The organism is Paraburkholderia sp. RL17-383-BIF-A (assembly GCF_046028015.1).
Classification (GTDB): domain Bacteria; phylum Pseudomonadota; class Gammaproteobacteria; order Burkholderiales; family Burkholderiaceae; genus Paraburkholderia.
The window spans coordinates 330567-348120 of the sequence record NZ_JARESR010000002.1 but is presented as its reverse complement, the minus strand read 5'-3'; the positions used below and the strand labels follow the sequence as shown (position 1 = coordinate 348120).

Annotated in this window: 15 protein-coding genes and 5 tRNA genes; 5 read left to right on the top strand and 15 right to left on the bottom strand. The window is 62.5% G+C overall.

The window, feature by feature from the left end:
* Window positions 1-403: 403 nt before the first annotated feature.
* Window positions 404-1708, top strand: coding sequence for an isocitrate lyase (gene aceA / locus P0D71_RS03780; RefSeq protein ID WP_408302807.1), 1305 nt, complete (start codon window positions 404-406; stop codon window positions 1706-1708).
* 243 nt (window positions 1709-1951) lie between these two features.
* Here aceA and P0D71_RS03775 read toward each other — a convergent pair whose 3' ends face one another.
* Entirely contained in the window at window positions 1952-2386 is a 435-nt protein-coding gene (locus tag P0D71_RS03775; RefSeq protein WP_091793288.1) for a universal stress protein, read from the bottom strand.
* Window positions 2387-2576: 190 nt separating this feature from the next.
* A complete protein-coding gene (locus P0D71_RS03770; RefSeq protein WP_091793287.1) occupies window positions 2577-3479 on the bottom strand; it encodes a LysR family transcriptional regulator in 903 nt (300 codons plus the stop codon).
* A gap of 180 nt (window positions 3480-3659) precedes the next feature.
* Between P0D71_RS03770 and P0D71_RS03765 the strand changes: the two genes are divergently transcribed.
* The gene (locus P0D71_RS03765; RefSeq protein WP_408302809.1) at window positions 3660-4484 is read left to right on the top strand and encodes a (S)-2-haloacid dehalogenase; all 825 of its coding nucleotides are present in this window, start codon (window positions 3660-3662) and stop codon (window positions 4482-4484) included.
* An 82-nt stretch (window positions 4485-4566) separates the two neighbouring features.
* The gene (aceB, locus tag P0D71_RS03760) at window positions 4567-6177 is read left to right on the top strand and encodes a malate synthase A (RefSeq protein WP_408302811.1); all 1611 of its coding nucleotides are present in this window, start codon (window positions 4567-4569) and stop codon (window positions 6175-6177) included.
* 216 nt (window positions 6178-6393) lie between these two features.
* On the opposite strand, the gene P0D71_RS03755 is transcribed toward aceB, so the two are convergent.
* On the bottom strand, window positions 6394-6795 hold the full coding sequence (locus P0D71_RS03755; RefSeq protein WP_091793281.1) for a gamma-glutamylcyclotransferase family protein: 402 nt from the start codon (window positions 6793-6795) through the stop codon (window positions 6394-6396).
* A gap of 72 nt (window positions 6796-6867) precedes the next feature.
* Window positions 6868-7362: a ribonuclease E activity regulator RraA gene (gene rraA / locus P0D71_RS03750; RefSeq protein WP_091793280.1), complete on the bottom strand. Its 495-nt coding sequence runs from the start codon at window positions 7360-7362 to the stop codon at window positions 6868-6870.
* Window positions 7363-7535: 173 nt separating this feature from the next.
* Here rraA and P0D71_RS03745 point away from each other — a divergent pair, with 173 nt between their 5' ends.
* Window positions 7536-8450 carry an AraC family transcriptional regulator gene (locus P0D71_RS03745; protein ID WP_408302814.1) on the top strand — a complete coding sequence of 305 codons (915 nt, stop codon included), beginning with the start codon at window positions 7536-7538 and terminating at the stop codon, window positions 8448-8450.
* 67 nt (window positions 8451-8517) lie between these two features.
* Here the strand turns inward: P0D71_RS03745 and P0D71_RS03740 are convergent, their stop codons facing one another.
* From P0D71_RS03740 to gltX, 7 genes are all read right to left on the bottom strand, one after another.
* Window positions 8518-8982, bottom strand: a complete 465-nt coding sequence (locus P0D71_RS03740; RefSeq protein ID WP_091793277.1) for a GNAT family N-acetyltransferase — start codon at window positions 8980-8982, stop codon at window positions 8518-8520.
* A gap of 142 nt (window positions 8983-9124) precedes the next feature.
* Window positions 9125-9201, bottom strand: a tRNA-Asp gene (locus P0D71_RS03735).
* 82 nt (window positions 9202-9283) lie between these two features.
* Window positions 9284-9359, bottom strand: a tRNA-Glu gene (locus tag P0D71_RS03730).
* Between the two features lie 61 nt (window positions 9360-9420).
* A tRNA-Asp gene (locus P0D71_RS03725) sits at window positions 9421-9497 on the bottom strand.
* 103 nt (window positions 9498-9600) lie between these two features.
* Window positions 9601-9676, bottom strand: a tRNA-Glu gene (locus P0D71_RS03720).
* A gap of 155 nt (window positions 9677-9831) precedes the next feature.
* Window positions 9832-9907: transfer RNA gene (locus P0D71_RS03715), tRNA-Ala, on the bottom strand.
* A gap of 122 nt (window positions 9908-10029) precedes the next feature.
* Entirely contained in the window at window positions 10030-11439 is a 1410-nt protein-coding gene (gltX, locus tag P0D71_RS03710; RefSeq protein WP_408479294.1) for a glutamate--tRNA ligase, read from the bottom strand.
* A gap of 264 nt (window positions 11440-11703) precedes the next feature.
* Between gltX and P0D71_RS03705 the strand changes: the two genes are divergently transcribed.
* Window positions 11704-12798 (top strand): patatin-like phospholipase family protein, encoded by a 1095-nt coding sequence (locus tag P0D71_RS03705; protein WP_408479293.1) that lies wholly within the window; start codon window positions 11704-11706, stop codon window positions 12796-12798.
* Window positions 12799-12949: 151 nt separating this feature from the next.
* On the opposite strand, the gene P0D71_RS03700 is transcribed toward P0D71_RS03705, so the two are convergent.
* The 4 genes from P0D71_RS03700 to P0D71_RS03685 form a co-directional block, all read right to left on the bottom strand.
* A complete protein-coding gene (locus tag P0D71_RS03700) occupies window positions 12950-13615 on the bottom strand; it encodes a C40 family peptidase (RefSeq protein WP_091793274.1) in 666 nt (221 codons plus the stop codon).
* A 136-nt stretch (window positions 13616-13751) separates the two neighbouring features.
* On the bottom strand, window positions 13752-15383 hold the full coding sequence (locus P0D71_RS03695; protein WP_408302819.1) for an ABC transporter ATP-binding protein: 1632 nt from the start codon (window positions 15381-15383) through the stop codon (window positions 13752-13754).
* Window positions 15380-16486 carry an ABC transporter permease gene (locus P0D71_RS03690; protein WP_091793272.1) on the bottom strand — a complete coding sequence of 369 codons (1107 nt, stop codon included), beginning with the start codon at window positions 16484-16486 and terminating at the stop codon, window positions 15380-15382. The genes P0D71_RS03695 and P0D71_RS03690 overlap by 4 nt, the downstream gene beginning before the upstream one ends.
* Complete coding sequence (locus tag P0D71_RS03685; RefSeq protein ID WP_408479292.1) at window positions 16486-17523, bottom strand: microcin C ABC transporter permease YejB; 1038 nt, start codon at window positions 17521-17523, stop codon at window positions 16486-16488. Before P0D71_RS03685 ends, P0D71_RS03690 begins: the two co-directional genes overlap by 1 nt.
* Window positions 17524-17554 lie beyond the last annotated feature (31 nt).

Here is a 17554-nt window from a genome sequence, read left to right as displayed (position 1 = left end):
GGTCGGAAGAAACCGGTGCTTAGGCGCCGGTTTTTTTTCGCCTGTACGCCGCGCACCCCAAATTTCACGATGTGGAAAATTTTTTTGCGTCGTAAAAAATCGTGCTGCAAGGCACAAGACGCCTATTGCAAGATGGAAAAAGTCTTTTCTCAATGTGAAACAAAGACAGTAAGCGACTGATTATAAATAACAATAAATATCAGAAAAACATGCTCCGACGGCTACTGCGCGACCTTGGACTTGCCTAGACTCTTATATAAGACTTCACCAAACGAAACGCCCGACCGGGCTGGCCGCTTTGGCGAAGATTGCAAGTTTCCTGTATCGGACCAGAACAAGCGCTCACGCGGCGACGCTGGTCGACAGAGTCACTCAGCCATTACAGGCAACCAAGGAGCAAATCATGTCCCGTCTAGAACAAGCCAGGCAACTTCAACAGCAGTGGGAAACCGATCCGCGCTGGAAAGGCGTGAAGCGCAGCTACACGGCTGACGACGTGATCCGCCTGCGTGGCTCGGTGCAAGTCGAACACACACTCGCCAAGCGCGGCGCGCAAAAGCTGTGGGAAAGCGTGAACAACGAGCCGTTCGTCAACTCGCTCGGCGCGCTGACCGGCAACCAGGCCATGCAACAGGTCAAGGCCGGCCTCAAGGCGATCTATCTGTCGGGCTGGCAGGTCGCGGGCGATGCGAACGTCGCCGGTGAAATGTACCCGGACCAGTCGCTGTACCCGGCGAACTCGGTGCCGCTCGTCGTGAAACGCATCAACAACACGCTCACCCGCGCTGACCAGATCCAGTGGTCGGAAGGCAAGAATCCGGGCGACGAAGGTTACGTGGACTACTTCCAGCCTATCGTGGCGGATGCGGAAGCCGGCTTCGGCGGCGTGCTGAACGCGTTCGAACTGATGAAGGCGATGATCGAAGCGGGCGCAGCGGGCGTGCACTTCGAAGACCAGTTGGCTTCGGTGAAGAAATGCGGCCACATGGGCGGCAAGGTGCTCGTGCCGACGCGCGAAAACATCGCCAAGCTGACAGCCGCGCGTCTGGCCGCCGACGTCTCCGGCACGCCGACCGTGCTGCTCGCTCGTACCGATGCGGAAGCCGCCGACCTGATCACGTCGGACATCGACGACAACGACAAGCCGTTCCTGACCGGCGAGCGCACGGTGGAAGGCTTCTACCGCACGAAGCCGGGTCTCGAACAGGCGATCTCGCGTGGCCTCGCCTACGCACCGTACGCCGACATGATCTGGTGCGAAACCGGCAAGCCGGACCTCGAGTTCGCGAAGAAATTCGCTGACGCGATCCACAAGGAATACCCGGATCAACTGCTGTCGTACAACTGCTCGCCGTCGTTCAACTGGAAGAAGAACCTCGACGATGCAACGATCGCCAAGTTCCAGCGCGAACTCGGTGCGATGGGCTACAAGTTCCAGTTCATCACGCTGGCCGGCTTCCACGCGCTGAACTACTCGATGTTCAACCTCGCGCACGGTTATGCCCGCAACCAGATGACCGCCTTCGTCGAAATGCAGCAGGCTGAATTCGCTGCGGCCGAAAAGGGCTTCACCGCGGTCAAGCACCAGCGCGAAGTGGGCACGGGCTACTTCGACGCCGTGACGCAAACGGTCGAACGCGAAGCCTCGACGACCGCGCTGCACGGCTCGACGGAAGACGAACAGTTCTTCGACAAGCGGGTCGCGTAATTTACCCGCAGGCCGATCGCAGTAACAGGGCAACAGACGGACTACCGGCTTTCGTCAGAGAGCCGCCGTCACAGGGAGGAGCAAGGCCGCCGGGGCGCCGGGTCGTGAACGGTTAGCGCCGACGGCTTGAATCTGGGAGAGATCGCAGCAGTGCAGAGAAAGCCAGCGCAACAGATTGCGCGGCGAACACAGCGCGCGCCGGCCTCACCGCCGGCGCGTTTTTTGTGGGCTTCAGGTTTCGGCTCAGCGATACACGATGACCGGAATCTTGGTATGCGTGAGCACCCGCTGCGTTTCGCTGCCGATCAGCAGGCTGCCCAGACCACGGCGCCCATGCGACGCCATGAAGATCACGTCGCAGCCGCCCTGCTCCGCGGCTTCGATGATGCCGAGATACGGCGCCGGGTGCACGCTGGTCCGGCTGTCGACCGTCACGCCGACACGGCGCGCCGCCATTTCCACTTCTCGCAGATGCACCCGCGCTTCGCGCTCGCTGCGCTGCAGGAATTCGGAGGGCGGCTCGACCACCACGTCGGAGAACGGCGAGTAAGGATATTGCGGCAGACACGCGTAGGCGGTCACGCGCGCGTTGACGGCTTGGGCGAGATCGATGGCGCCGTCAATCGCCTTGCGTGACAGGTCTGAACCGTCGGTCGGAACCAGGATGTGCCTGAACATGATGCCCTCCGTCGCCGGCTTCGCGCAGCGCGGCGTGAGCGTCCAACGAGGCGCGGCGCGAAGGCCGCTTCAATCGATTGTAGGTCGCGGAATTGAGCGTATGAATCTGCCAAGGGTCTGTCCGCATATCGGAAACCCCGTATTGCCGGCGACGCAATCGCCGGGCGCGCCATCGCGAGCCTGGCCGGCGTCAGCCCCAGTAACCGGGATGCCCGTACGTATGCTTGAGAAAATCCAGGAACAGTCTCACCCGCAACGGCAAATGGCGGCGCTGCGGAAACACCGCATGAATGCCGATGGGCGGTGCGGCGAATTCGTCGAGCACGCTGACAAGCCGTCCGGCCGCGATATCCGTGCCGACCTCCCACCACGAGCGCCACGCGAGACCGTAACCTTCGAGGCACCACTCGTGCAGCACCGCGCCGTCCGAGCATTCCATCGTGCCGGACACCTTGATCGACACCACCTTGTCGCCCTGCTGGAACATCCAGCCGCGCTGCTGGTTGGCGCTCGCGCCGAGCGCGAGACAGTTGTGATGCGCGAGGTCGGCGAGGCTGTGCGGCGCGCCGCGCCGGCTCAGATACGACGGCGACGCCACGCAGACGCGGCGGTTCTCGCCGAGCTTGAGCGACACCAGCGACGAATCCGGCAATTCGCCGAGACGCACCGCGCAATCGAAACCCTCGTTGACCAGATCGACGAGGCGGTCGGACAGGTCGAGCGTGATCGACACGTCCGGATGGGCGACCGTGAACGACGGCACGAGCGGCGCGACGTGCCGGCGCCCGAAGCCCGCCGGCGCGGAGAGCCGCAGATGGCCGCTCGCCTTGACGCCGCCCGCCGACACGCTGGCTTCCGCGTTCTGCATGTCGTGAATGATGCGCTGGCAGTCTTCGAGAAAGGCCGAGCCTTCGAAGGTCAGCGTGAGCTTGCGCGTGGTGCGCACCAGCAATTTGACGCCGAGGCGCTCTTCGAGCGCGTCGATACGGCGGCCGATGATAGCCGGCGCGACGCCTTCCGCCGTAGCCGCGGCAGACAGGCTGCCTTTGGCCGCGACGGTCACGAAAGTCTCGATCTGCTTGAAACGGTCCATAAGCGATTGAAGCCGCGCCGTCCCAGTACGGAAATTTCGTTGAGAAGCGACGCGCAATGGTGGTCGGTGCGCGTCAGATTAGGTGTATGAAAGTAAAAGATCAAGTGATGTTTAGCCTCTTTTTTAGCGCAGAGCATCACTAATACAATCCATCCTGACCTCTGATAGGAGCGCACGGCAATGTCGGCCACAACGACACACTCCCCTAAAGCAGTGATTTTCGACGCCTACGGCACGCTCTTCGACGTGCATTCGGTGATCGCTGCCGCGGAGCAGATGTTTCCGGGCCACGGCGATGCGCTCTCGCAGCTGTGGCGCCAGAAACAGATCGAATACACGCAGCTGCGCACGCTTGCCGCCCCGGCTGCCGCACCCGGCGCGCACTACCGGCCGTTCTGGGACATCACGCTCGACGCGCTGCGTTTCGCCGCAAAAAAGCTTCAGCTCACGCTCGGCCGCACGGCCGAAAAACGTTTGATGGACGAGTATGCGTGCCTGTCCGCTTTCCCCGACGCCGTGCCCGCGTTGCGCCTCTTGCGCCTGTCGCGCGGCGAGTCTTTGACCTCGCCGGCATCCGCCAGCGGCGAATCCGCTTCTTGCGCGCGCCTCGCGATTCTCTCGAACGGCAATCCGCAAATGCTCGACATCGCCGTGAAGAGCGCCGGCATGACGGGCCTGTTCGACCACGTGTTGTCCGTCGACGCCGTGCGCGCCTACAAACCCTCGCCTGCCGCTTACGCGCTGGGCACGCAAACCTTCGACGCCGAACCGCGCGAGATCGTCTTCGTGTCGTCGAACGGTTGGGACGTGGCCGGCGCGGCGTGGTTCGGCTTCACGACTTTCTGGCTCAACCGGCAAAACGCACCAGCCGAAGAACTGGGCGTCACGCCGCATGGCGCGGGCGGAGGCATGACCGATCTGCTCGCTTTCCTGAAAACCCTCGCGTCGCCCGGCCGCACCAGCGGCTCCGGCGGCAGCCGCACACGCCACAGCCCTGGCGCGTAACGGCTACTACTGGACTACGCGACGCACACCAACCGCTTTTCAACATTTGCATCTTTGCAATCTGACCGACCAAGGAGAAAACATGGCGAACCCGCAGTCATCGCAATCGTCGCTGCAGCTGCCCCAAGGCATTGAAATCAAGGCTGAGATCAAGCCGGGCTATGAAGCAATTCTCACGCGCGAAGCGCTCGAACTCGTCGCCGCGCTGCATCGCACTTTTGAGCCGCGCCGTCAGCAGTTGTTGCAGGCGCGCGCGGAACGCACCCAGCGCCTCGACGCCGGCGAGCGCCCCGACTTTCTCGCGGAAACGAAAAACGTGCGTGAAGGCGACTGGAAAATCGCGCCGCTGCCGCAGGACCTGCAATGCCGCCGCGTGGAAATCACCGGCCCGGTCGAGCGCAAGATGATCATCAACGCGCTGAATTCAGGCGCGGATTCGTACATGACCGACTTCGAAGATTCGAATGCGCCGAGCTGGGACAACCAGATCACCGGCCATATCAATCTGAAGGACGCGGTGCGCCGCACGATTTCGCTGGAACAGAACGGCAAGTCGTACACGCTGAACGACAAGGTCGCCACGTTGATCGTGCGTCCGCGCGGCTGGCACCTCGACGAGAAGCACGTGAAGGTGGACGGCAAGCGCGTGTCGGGTGGCATCTTCGACTTCGCGCTCTTCATGGTGCACAACGCGAAGGAGCTGGTCGCGCGCGGCTCCGGCCCGTACTTCTATTTGCCCAAGATGGAGAGCCATCTCGAAGCGCGTCTGTGGAACGACATTTTCGTCGCCGCGCAGGAAGCGGTCGGCGTGCCGCGCGGCACGATTCGCGCGACGGTGCTGATCGAAACGATCGTCGCCGCCTTCGAAATGGACGAGATCCTGTACGAACTGCGCGAACATAGCTCGGGCCTGAACGCCGGCCGCTGGGACTACATCTTCTCGGCGATCAAGAAGTTCAAGGCCGACCGTGACTTCTGCCTCGCCGACCGCTCGCAGATCACCATGACCGCGCCGTTCATGCGCGCCTACGCGCTGCTGTTGCTGAAGACCTGCCATCGCCGCAATGCGCCGGCGATCGGCGGCATGAGCGCGCTGATTCCGATCAAGAACGATCCGGCCGCGAACGACAAGGCGATGGCCGGCGTGCGCTCGGACAAGGCGCGCGACGCCGGCGACGGCTACGACGGCGGCTGGGTCGCGCATCCGGGCCTCGTGCCGATCGCGATGGAAGAGTTCGTCAAGGTACTCGGCGACAAGCCGAACCAGATCGGCAAGCAACGCGACGACGTGCTCGTCACGGCAACCGACCTGACGGACTTCCGTCCGGAAGCGCCGATCACCGAAGCCGGTCTGCGCAACAACATCAACGTCGGCATCCACTACCTGGGCGCATGGCTCGCGGGCAATGGCTGCGTGCCGATTCACAACCTGATGGAAGATGCCGCCACGGCGGAAATCTCGCGTTCGCAGGTGTGGCAATGGATTCGCTCGCCGAAGGGCAAGCTCGAAGACGGCCGCAAGGTCACGGCCGAGCTGGTGCGCGAGTTGTCGGCGCAGGAACTCGACAAGGTGAAGCAGGCCGTGGGCGGCGATACGAAGCCGTATGAGCGCGCCGCGCAGATCTTCGAGGAAATGTCGACCTCGGAACAGTTCACCGATTTCCTGACATTGCCGCTGTACGAAGAGATCTGAGGCCGGCAGCAGGCCTCACGCAGCAGATGCATCGATAACGGACGACGCAGTAGCAAGGCCGCCTTCGCGTGTGACGGACAGCGCGCGAAAGCGGCTTGAGTCGCAAGGCTGACCGACCGGGCGGCCCGACAGGCGTATGCTTGCCGGGCCGCTTTTTTTATGTGCGCGTGAGGGGTTCAGTCGGCACTGCGGGCAGCACTGCAGGCAGCACTTCAGTCAGCGCGTGCTGCGGTACTCGACCCAGTCACCCGATCGGATTTCGGGCAAGCCTTTCACCGCACCCGGCGCAACGGGATAGAAGCGGCAGTTCACGACATTGCCGTCGACTTTCACCATCACTTCGCGAGCGAGGAAACGATCCTCGACACCCGGATAGACCGCTTCGATTTCGTCGAGCACGGCGACCAGCTGATCGTCGATCTCATACACGTCGCCGATCACGTCGACACCGGCTTCGTCGACCACGAGGCCCGGGTACAAGCCGAAATCGAAAAGATGGCCGCGGACCGTGGCCGTGCCGAGCAGATTGGGGGCGTCGATCTCGTTGCGCGCCGCCGCCTGGCTGATGTCGTTCACTTCACCGGCGCGCAATGTGCCGTATACAAAGACGGTCTGCATCGTCGTTTGTTCTCCTTGAATAGGGGTTCGGGTGGCCTGTGATTCCGTTCGAGCCTGAGTCCGGCACGAGGTTCAGTTCAGCGCCGCGCTCGCCACGAGCACGCCGTCGATATCCGCGTAGATCCACTCACCGGGACGCACCAGCGCGCCCGGCAACTGTACCGCCACGTCACGCTCGCCGGTGCCGCGCTTCTGGCCACGCCGCGGGCAGGTTGCCAACGCCGCGATGCCGACGTTGACTTCATTCAGTTCCAGCGTATCGCGCACACAGCCGTTCAGGACGATGCCCGCCCAGCCATTCTGTTGCGCAATCTGCGCAAGGTTGCCGCCCACCAGCGCACACCGCAGGCTGCCGCCGCCGTCGACCACCAGCACACGGCCCGCGCCCTGCTCTTCGAGCGTGGCCCGCACGAGTGCATTGTCTTCGAAGACCTTCAACGTCACCGCCTCACCGCTGAAACACTCGGCGCGGCTGAACAGGTGAAAGACCGGCTCGAGCACGCGCAACGTGCCGAGCGCCAACTGATCCTCGTGCGCGTCGCACAAGTCCGCGGTAGCAAAGCTCATGAAGTTCTCCTCGTGTCCGGGTAATCGGGACATTATGCAACGCCGGGTGCCACGCAACACCTACAATGAGAAGCCCGCGGCGGTTTGCCGTAGCGGGCTTCTCATTGCGGCGTCACCGGACTACTTTGCGGGTCCGCGCTTCTCGTGTTCCGTTATCGGGATCGATCTTCATCATGACTTCGTCCGTCGACTCAGACCTGTCGAGCTTCGTGCGCTTCGCCGACATTCCGCCCGAGTTCCAGCCGACCGAAACGCATCCCATCCGCGTACGCTCCCGGCAAATGCCGTCGGGCTGGCGCATCGCGCGTCACACCCACGCGTGGGCACAGGTGGCCTATGCGTCGCGCGGCGTGCTGCGGGTCGCGACCACCGGCACGACGTGGATGGTGCCGCCATCGCGCGCAATCTGGGTGCCGCCGCACGTGACGCACGAAGTGGTCGCCGTCGAAGACGCCTTCCTGCGCACCCTCTACATCACCGAAAGCACGGTGCCGGCCGGGCTCGATACACCGCGCGTGGTCGAAGTCTCGGACCTGCTGCGCGAAGTGATCGCCGCGCTCGACACGCCCGGCATCTCGGCCACCCGCGAGCAGTTGCTCGGCGCGCTCGCACTCGACGAATTGACACGCTCGGAGCCGTTGCCGCTGTCCGTGCCGATGCCCAACGAAAAGCGGCTGCGCGCTTTGTGCGAAGCGGTCATTGCGGATCCGACGCATGGTGAATCGCTCGAGCAATGGGCGTCCAGCGTGGGCGCGAGTACACGCACCATTGCGCGGCTGTTTCGTCAGGAGTTGGGAGTGAGTTTTTCGCAGTGGCGCCAGCAGGCGATTCTGGCGCGTGCGATCCCGCTGTTGAGTCAGGGGCGCCCGCTCTCGCATGTCGCGTTGGAACTGGGCTATCAGAGTCAGAGCGCATTCTCCGCGATGTTCCGCCGCGCGTTCGGTGAAAGTCCGCGCGCATTCATCGAGCGTGGCTCGGAACATCGGGTGGAGCATGGGGAGCATCGCGACTTGGAGACGGACAGCGAGACGGCGGCGCAGGACCGCGCGGATGCCTCGCACGATGCCGAACGCAGATCGAGTGAATAAAACGCGCGCATCGAATCCAAGCTTTGCCAACTGCGGCACCTGAAACCGTACGCCTCACAAGCGGCCACTAAACCCGTCGCGCCAGATGACGGATCGCGCCCAGTTGCGCAAGCCGCGGCCCGGTCAGCTTATAGCCTTTGCGTTGATAGAGCCGCGCGGCGGGGTTGTCGACGAACACGCGCAGTTGTAACTCGCGCAACCCACGCTCGCGCGCCCATTGATGCGAGACATCGAGCAGATAGGTGCCGGCGCCGAGCCGACGATGGCCTTCGGCAATCTGCACGTCGCGGATATGCAGCGAATCGCCCTCTTGCGTGATGCGCAACACGCCGATCGGCGTGCCGTCCACTTCGAGAATGAAATTCTCCGATTCGCGCCAGCTACCGAGAAACAGATCGCCACGCCACACCAGATGGTGGCGACGATAGTAACCGCCCATGTTGTTGCGAGTCAGCGCCTCGGCGAACTCGAAATCGTCCATGCTGGCTTTGCGCAGATGAAACGGCAACGGAGCTTCGGTGGGATCGAACATGGCGGAGCGACGAAGATGAGTCGGGTCAACGGTAAAACAGGCCGTGCGCGCTGGCAATGGCTGTTTGTCCCGAGCATACCCAGGCGCAATGGAGAGCGGAATAAAAAAAGCCCACTTCTTTCGAAGTGGGCTTTCTCAAATCTGGCGGAGCGGACGGGACTCGAACCCGCGACCCCCGGCGTGACAGGCCGGTATTCTAACCAACTGAACTACCGCTCCAGATTTTTTGCACCGCAGCCTATGAGACTGGCTCATTGACCGCTGCATCGCTCAAACTTCCAACCGAACGACGCCGATATGCTGGCGTCCCCTAGGGGATTCGAACCCCTGTACTCACCGTGAAAGGGTGATGTCCTAGGCCTCTAGACGAAGGGGACAACGTACTGCTTACACCTTTAATGAAAAAGCCCGTTCAAGTTTGGATGAACGGGCTTTGTCTGGCGGAGTGGACGGGACTCGAACCCGCGACCCCCGGCGTGACAGGCCGGTATTCTAACCGACTGAACTACCACTCCAGTCTTTACACCCTAGCTTGCGAGCGTCGGTTATTTCTCTGCAAGCTGCGCTACCTTACTGCCAACCGAGCTGAACTCGGAACACTAAAGCGACGCTGATGTTTGGCGTCCCCTAGGGGATTCGAACCCCTGTACTCACCGTGAAAGGGTGATGTCCTAGGCCTCTAGACGAAGGGGACATAATCTTTTCAGATCTGTCTTTATCTTGCTGCTAACTCACGCTAACTTCTGTTTCGTCAGCAGCAAAGACCGATATTCTAACTACGTTACAGCCGTTTGTGAAGTCTTTTTTGCTACAAGTTCCAGACTTCGGAACAACTTCACTCTGCTCTGATGGTGGAGGTAAGCGGGATCGAACCGCTGACCTCTTGCATGCCATGCAAGCGCTCTCCCAGCTGAGCTATACCCCCCTTGCAGAACAGAAACGAGATTCTAGAGGCCAATTTGCGCTTTGTAAATACCCTTTGAGCAATTGCATGCGACTTTTTTCACAAGTCGCATGCAAACCCGCTCAAGGCACGCGCGAACGCAGTTAGCCCAGCGCTTTTTCGATACGGCCAACGACAACCTCACGCCCAAACAGCATCAGGACGCTGTCGATCGACGGCGTATGCGTGGTGCCCGCCACCAGCAGACGCACCGGCATGGCCAACTGCGGCATCTTCAATTTGTGCGCGCCGAGCGTTGCCTTCAATGCCGCAGCGATCGCTTCTTTGGTCCACTCCACGCTCTTCAGCGCGGTGGCCAGATCGGCGAGCGCCGGACGCACGGCGTCGGTGACGTGTTGCGCGACGGACTCGGCATCAGGCGCCGGTGCGCGATAGAACATCGCGGCATTCTCTGCGATCTCCTTCACCGTGGATGCACGATCCTTCAGCAAGCCCACGACGGCTGTCAGATCGGCGCCCTGGGCGAGCGCAGCTTCGTCGATACCCAACTCGACGAAGAACGGCTTGGCCAGCTCCGCGAGACGCGCGTTGTCGGCTTCCTTGATGTAGTGCGCGTTCAGCCAGTTCAGCTTGTCGTGGTCATACTGGGCCGGCGACTTGCCCAGATGCTCCAGATCGAACCACTCGACGAACTGTTCACGCGTGAAAATCTCCGCGTCGCCATGCGACCAGCCGAGGCGCGCCAGATAGTTGACCACCGCCTCCGGCAGGAAACCGGCGTCGCGATAACCCATCACGCTCATCGCGCCGTGGCGCTTGCTCATCTTCTCGCCCTGCTCGTTCAGCACGGTCGGCAAGTGCGCGTAGACCGGCGGCTCGCCACCGAGCGCGCGCAGAATGTTGATCTGGCGCGGGGTGTTGTTGACGTGATCGTCGCCGCGAATCACGTGCGTGATGCGCATGTCCAGATCGTCCACCACCACGCAGAAGTTGTAGGTCGGCGTGCCGTCCGGACGCGCGATCACGAGGTCGTCGAGTTCTTCGTTCGAGATCTCGATGCGGCCCTTCACCGCGTCGTCCCACGCCACCACGCCGGTGAGCGGGTTACGGAAGCGCAGTACCGGCTGCACGCCCGCCGGCGGCTCCGGCAGCACCTTGCCCGGTTCCGGACGCCACGTGCCGTCATAGCGCGGCTTTTCGCCGGCTTCGCGCTGACGCTCACGCAACGCGTCGAGCTCTTCCGTCGACATGTAGCACGGGTACACCAGCCCGGCGTCCTGCATCTGCTTGAGCACTTCGCGGTAACGGTCCATGCGCTGCATCTGGTAGAACGGGCCTTCGTCGAAATCGAGGCCGAGCCACGCCATGCCTTCGAGAATGGCGTCGACGGATTCGGAAGTGGAACGCTCCACGTCGGTGTCCTCGATTCGCAGCACGAAGGTCCCTTTCATCTTGCGCGCGAACGCCCACGGGTAGAGCGCGGAGCGAATGTTGCCGAGGTGGATGAAGCCGGTGGGACTCGGTGCGAAACGGGTACGAACGGAGGTGGTCATTAGCGGTTACTCGGAAGACAGGCGCCGGCGCCCGGGCGGACATCACCCGTGAAGCGCGGCAGCGGACCGCGCCCATGCGGCAGGCAGGCGCCGCGCATGGACACGAAGGAATTAAATGCGAGAGGCGAATTATACCTTCCGCCAGCGGGTTGCCTGCCCTCGTCCGAACGGCCAATACGCCCGGCATGCCGCGCCTTGCGGGACCCGAGGGCTTCCTCTGCAACGTTTCATTACCACGCCGCCGCATGCGTTGAGCTTTGATTTATGATGTGCGCGCGCTGCGGCCGGAGTTGGATCCACAGCGCATGGAATCGCCGCCGGCGATTCTGTCGTCTGACTATCAGCCTGATCGCGGCCAGGGTGACGTTTTTCGCGTTGCCCGAGCCGTTGCTGGAGAACTCGTTGAAGCCCTCATCGCCCCGCCTCGCCCGCCGCCATTTTTCACTGGCCGCCGCATCCGCCGTGCTGGCCGCCTGCACCACGACCGGCAGTAAAACCGATCTCGCGTCTGTCGCCGCCACCCCTGCCACGCCGACCACGAATACGCCGCCGCTCGACAAGCCGCAGCGGCCGCTGCGCGTCGCGCTCGCCCTCGGCGGCGGCGCCGCGCGCGGCTTCGCGCACATCGGCGTGATCAAGGGCCTCGAGGCGCGCAATATCCAGATCGATCTGGTGGCCGGCACGAGTGCCGGCTCGGTGGTCGGCGCGCTGTACGCGTCGGGCATGAACGGCTTTGCGCTGAACAAGCTCGCCTTGACCATGGACGAAGCGTCGATCAGCGATTGGGCCATGCCCTTTCGCACGCGCGGCTTCCTGCAAGGCGTCGCGCTGCAGAACTATCTGAACACGACGCTCAACAACCGTCCGATCGAGAAAATGGCCAAGCCGCTCGGCGTGGTCGCCACCGACCTGAAGAGCGGCCAGCCGATCCTGTTCCAGCGCGGCAACACCGGCGTCGCGGTACGCGCGTCATGCAGCGTGCCGTCGATTTTCGAGCCGGTAAAGATCGGCGGGCGGGAGTATGTGGACGGCGGCCTGGTGAGCCCGGTGCCGGCTTCCTTCGCGCGCAAGATGGGCGCGGATTTCGTGATTGCCGTGGATATCTCGCAGCGCCCGGAAAGCGGCCTGACGGCCAGCTCGTTCGATGTGCTGATGCAGACCTTCACGATCATGGGTCAGACGATCAAGGCCTACGAACTCGACAAATACGCGGACATCGTGATCCGGCCAAATCTGGCCGCCATGAGCGGCAGTGATTTCTCCCAGCGCAACGCCGCGATTCTGGCCGGCGAAGAAGCGGTGGCGAAGATGATGCCGGAACTACAACGCAAGCTGGCAGCGAGCCGCGCCGCGGTGTAAGCGGAGCTGAACCGCGGACTTGCAAGGGCTTCCGAAGCGGAAGCCGCCCCGTCAGCCGCTCCGCTCAAATGCAAAAAAGCCTGCTTCGAACGAAGCAGGCTTTTTTACGCAGGAACGGCTGCGGCGCAGGCCGCGTGATCCGCACAATCCGTTACTGATTGCCGCCGATTGCCGCGTTCACGCGCTTGCGCAGATCCTGACCGTCCTGATAGGACGTCTCGATCCGGCGCGCGCCGGTGAAGCGCTTTTCCCAATAACCGCTATCCATGTCGTCGACGCGGATCGTGCTGCCCGTAGAAGGCGAATGCACGAACTTGTTGTCGCCGATGTAGATGCCAACGTGCGAGAACGTACGGCGCATGGTGTTGAAGAACACCAGATCGCCCGGCTTCAGATCGCTCACGCGAACCTTCTCGCCGACACGGCTCATTTCCTCGGCCCGGCGCGGCAGCGCCATACCGAGCGTGTCCTGGAACACGTAGCGGACGAAACCGCTGCAATCGAGCCCGGAATCCGGCGTGTTGCCGCCCCAGCGGTAACGCACGCCGATCATGTTCAGTGCACCGACGACCACGTCGCCCGCTTTTCCGGCCATGCCGGAGAGGAACGATTTGGCGCCGCTGTCGCTATCGGGAGCGGTGGCTTGCGAATTGGGAGTGGACAAAGAATTCGACCCGTTGAGGGTCGAATATGAGGCATTCTGATTGAAACTGCTTACTTCGTCGGCGAACGCGCCGGGAGCTGCTGCCATCAAGACGCCAATGAACATCCCGGCGACGACGCGCGTGCAAGCCTGGGTTAGGTTTCTATCCTGCATTGGTCGGTATTTTTTGCCTAAAAATCAGAGGGCTACGGAAAAAGTTTGGTCGATACTAGCCAGTAAGTATTCACGTGTCAAAACAAATAGAAAAATTCAATCGGGACACGCACCCAATTGGTGAAAGGGTGAAAAATCAATGGTCAAGGGCTGCTTTCAGTAGCTTTCGAGTGTAGGGGTGCGCGGGCGTCGCAAAAATCTTCTCAACCTCGCCCGTTTCCACGATCGAACCGTTTTGCATGACCGCGACACGGTGCGCCATTGCCCCGATCACAGCCAGATCGTGGCTGATGAAAACGAAGCCCAGGTTGTACTTGTGTTGCAACCCGGCAAGCAGTTTCAGCACTTGCTGCTGGATGGAAACATCGAGCGCGCTGGTCGGTTCGTCGAGTATCAGAATGCGCGGCTCGAGCACGAGCGCGCGCGCAATGGCGATCCGCTGACGCTGGCCGCCGGAAAACTCGTGCGGATAGCGTTGCAGCACCGTGCGGTCGAGGCCGACTTCGCGCAACACCGCGATCACCTTGTCGCGCCGCGCTTGCGGCGTCATGTCCGGCCGGTGCAGCGCGAGCCCTTCACCGACGATCCGCTCGATGGTCTGGCGCGGCGAAAGCGAACTGAACGGGTCCTGAAAGACGACCTGCATGTTCGAGCGCAAGGCGGTCTGTTCGGCGCCGCGGTAGCTGCCGAGCGGCCTGCCCTGAAACTCGATCTCGCCATGCGTGGTGCGTTGCAGACCGAGCAACGCCATCGCCAGCGTCGATTTGCCCGAACCCGATTCGCCGACGATTCCCAACGTCTCACCCTGGCGCACGGACACATTCGCGTCCGCGACCGCGCGAAACCGCCCCGAGCGGAACCAGCCGCTAAAGCCTGGCAGCTTCGTTTTGAAATCGACCGAGATTTCGCGCGCTTCGAGCAGCACCGGCGAAATCGGCAGCACGGGCACGACCGTGCGTTCAGGGCGGCTCGCCAGCAAACGCTGCGTGTACGCATGCTGCGGCGCCCCGAACACCTGCTCGACCGGCCCGCTTTCCACCAGGACGCCCTTCTCCATCACCGCGATGCGTTGCGCGAAGTGGCGCACCAGATTCAGATCGTGCGTAATCAGAAGGACCGCCATGCCGCGTTTTTCCGCTTCATCGCGTTGCAACTCCAGCAGCAGTTCGACGATCTGCGCGCGAATCGTCACGTCGAGCGCCGTGGTCGGCTCGTCGGCCAGCAGTAGACGCGGACGGCACGCCAGCGCCATGGCGATCATCGCGCGCTGGCGCTGGCCGCCGGAAAGCTGATGCGGATAGCTGTTCACGCGCTTGCCGGGCTCGGCGATGCCGGTGCGCCCCAGCAGCGCGACCGCGCGTTTGCGCGCCTCGTGTGCGCTCACGCCGTCGTGCACGACGATGGTTTCCGCGATCTGGTCGCCGACCGTATAGAGCGGATTGAGCGCGGTCATGGGCTCCTGGAAGATCATCGCGATGTCCGAGCCGCGCATGCCGCGCATTTCGCGCTCGCTTTTGGCAAGCAGGTCTTCGCCGTCGAAGCGGATCGACCCGCTCACCTGCGCGTCGCTCAGGAGGCGCAGGATCGACAGCGCGGTCACGCTCTTGCCTGAACCTGATTCGCCGACCAGCGCGACCCGTTCGCCGCGCTGGATCGCGAGCGTGACGTCGCTCACCGCGACCGTATTGCCGAAGCTCACGTGCAGATGCTCCAGTTCGAGCAGCGGTGCGGTGGCCTGTGGTGCTTCGTTCTGCAAGGAGGCGCTCATTGATTGCCTCCGGCGCGCATGGCATCGGAGATGCGGGTATCGAGCGCGTTGCGCAGCGCATCGCCCATGAAGGTCAGCAGCAGCAGCATCGCCACCAGCACGCCGAAGGTGGACAGCGAGATCCACCAGGCGTCGAGATTCGCCTTGCCTTGCGCGAGCAGCTCACCGAGGCTCGGTGTCGGCGACGGGACGCCCAGGCCGAGAAAGTCGAGGCTCGTCAGCGCGAGAATCGCGCCACTCATGCGAAACGGCAGGAACGTGATCACGGGCGTCAGGCTATTGGGCAGCACATGCCGCCACATGATCTGCCAGTTCGACAGCCCCATGGCGCGCGCCGCGCGCACATAGTCCTGATGGCGATTGCGCAGAAACTCCGCGCGCACGTAATCGGACAGGCCGATCCAGCCGAATAGCGAAAGCAGCACGATCAGCAGAATAAAGCCCGGCTCGAAGATCGACGAGAAGATGATCAGCAAATAAAGCTCGGGCATCGCGCTCCAGATTTCGATCAGGCGCTGCCCGATGATATCCGTACGTCCTCCGAAATAACCCTGCACGGCGCCTGCCGCGATACCGAGAATCGTACCGATCAGCGTGAGCACCAGCCCGAACTCCACCGAGACGCGAAAGCCGTACAGAAGACGCGCGAACAGGTCGCGCCCGCGGTCGTCGGTGCCGAGCCAGTTGTCGCGCGATGGTGGCGCCGGATTGGGCGCCTTCGAAAAGTAATTCAACGTGTCGTAGTAGTAGCGATTCGGCGGATACAGCGCGAAGTTGCCTGGCGTGTCGAAACGCTGCTTGACATACGGATCGAGATAATCGGCCGGCGTCGGGAAATCACCGCCGAACGTGGTCTCTGCGTACGTCTTGAACATCGGGAAATACAGGTTGCCGTCATAGCGCACCACGAGCGGCTTGTCGTTCGACCACAGCGGACCCGCCAGGCTCGCCGCAAACGCCACGACAAACACGATCAGGCTCCAGTAGCCCAGACGCTGCTGGCGAAAGCGCTGCCACACACGGCGCGCGGGCGAAGGCGAGACGAACGCGCGCGCGGTTTCGGCGCGCGCCGACGCATCGGCGGAAAGACGGGCTCGATTCATCAGCGCTCCAGTTGTTCGAATTGGATGCGGGGATCGACCCACACATAGCAAAGATCGGAAATCAGCTTGGTCGCAAGACCGATCAGCGTGAAGAGATACAGCGTGCCGAGCACGACCGGATAGTCGCGCCGCACCACCGATTCGTACGACAGCAGCCCGAGCCCGTCGAGCGAAAACAGTGTTTCGATCAGCAGACTGCCGGTAAAGAACGCGCCGATAAACGCGGCCGGAAAACCGACGATCAGCGGCAACAGCGCATTGCGGAACACGTGCTTCCACAGCACACGCTTTTCGGACAGACCTTTGGCGCGCGCGGTCAGCACGTATTGCTTGCGGATCTCGTCGAGAAAGGCGTTTTTCGTCAGCATGGTGACCACCGCGAAACTGCCCACGACCGAGGCCGTGATCGGCAACGCGATATGCCACAGATAGTCGAGCACCTTGCCGGCGACGCTCAGCTGCGCCCAGTTGTCCGACGTGAGGTTGCGCAGCGGAAAGAGTTGCAGGAACGTGCCGCCGCCGAACAGCACGAGCAGCAACACGCCCAGCACGAAGCCAGGAATCGCGTAGCCGATCAGCACCACGAGGCTCGTGGCGACGTCGAAGCGCGAGCCATTGCGGATCGCCTTCGCAATGCCGAGCGGCACCGAGATCAGATAGGTCAGAAAGAACGTCCATAAGCCGATACTGATCGATACCGGCAGCTTGGAGATGATCAGCGACCACACGCTTTGGTGGCGGAAATAGCTCTGGCCGAGATCGAACGTCGAGAAACGCTTGAGCATCAGCACATAGCGCTCCAGCGGCGGTTTGTCGAAGCCGTAGAGCGCTTTCAGTTGCGCGATCTGCTGCGCGTCGACGCCGCTATGCGCGCGCAGGCCGAACGGCGCGCCGTTCTCCGCGCCTTTGCGCAACTCGTGCTGCATCTGCTCGACCGGGCCACCGGGGACGAACTGGATCACGGCGAAGGTCAGCGTCAGCACGCCGAGCAAGGTCGGGATCATGAGCAGCAGACGTTTGAGGATGTAGCTCCACATGGCGGCGTTTCCGGTGCGAAGGCGATGAATG

Coding starts and splice junctions, on each gene's coding strand:
- P0D71_RS03690 (WP_091793272.1), bottom strand. CDS start 16,486: ATGAATCGAGCCCGTCTTTCCGCCGATGCGTCGGCGCGCGCCGAAACC.
- aceB (WP_408302811.1), top strand. CDS start 4,567: ATGGCGAACCCGCAGTCATCGCAATCGTCGCTGCAGCTGCCCCAAGGC.
- P0D71_RS03740 (WP_091793277.1), bottom strand. CDS start 8,982: ATGTTCGATCCCACCGAAGCTCCGTTGCCGTTTCATCTGCGCAAAGCC.
- P0D71_RS03685 (WP_408479292.1), bottom strand. CDS start 17,523: ATGTGGAGCTACATCCTCAAACGTCTGCTGCTCATGATCCCGACCTTG.
- P0D71_RS03700 (WP_091793274.1), bottom strand. CDS start 13,615: ATGCAGGATAGAAACCTAACCCAGGCTTGCACGCGCGTCGTCGCCGGG.
- P0D71_RS03770 (WP_091793287.1), bottom strand. CDS start 3,479: ATGGACCGTTTCAAGCAGATCGAGACTTTCGTGACCGTCGCGGCCAAA.
- P0D71_RS03745 (WP_408302814.1), top strand. CDS start 7,536: ATGACTTCGTCCGTCGACTCAGACCTGTCGAGCTTCGTGCGCTTCGCC.
- rraA (WP_091793280.1), bottom strand. CDS start 7,362: ATGAGCTTTGCTACCGCGGACTTGTGCGACGCGCACGAGGATCAGTTG.
- P0D71_RS03765 (WP_408302809.1), top strand. CDS start 3,660: ATGTCGGCCACAACGACACACTCCCCTAAAGCAGTGATTTTCGACGCC.
- gltX (WP_408479294.1), bottom strand. CDS start 11,439: ATGACCACCTCCGTTCGTACCCGTTTCGCACCGAGTCCCACCGGCTTC.
- P0D71_RS03695 (WP_408302819.1), bottom strand. CDS start 15,383: ATGAGCGCCTCCTTGCAGAACGAAGCACCACAGGCCACCGCACCGCTG.
- aceA (WP_408302807.1), top strand. CDS start 404: ATGTCCCGTCTAGAACAAGCCAGGCAACTTCAACAGCAGTGGGAAACC.
- P0D71_RS03705 (WP_408479293.1), top strand. CDS start 11,704: ATGATGTGCGCGCGCTGCGGCCGGAGTTGGATCCACAGCGCATGGAAT.
- P0D71_RS03755 (WP_091793281.1), bottom strand. CDS start 6,795: ATGCAGACCGTCTTTGTATACGGCACATTGCGCGCCGGTGAAGTGAAC.
- P0D71_RS03775 (WP_091793288.1), bottom strand. CDS start 2,386: ATGTTCAGGCACATCCTGGTTCCGACCGACGGTTCAGACCTGTCACGC.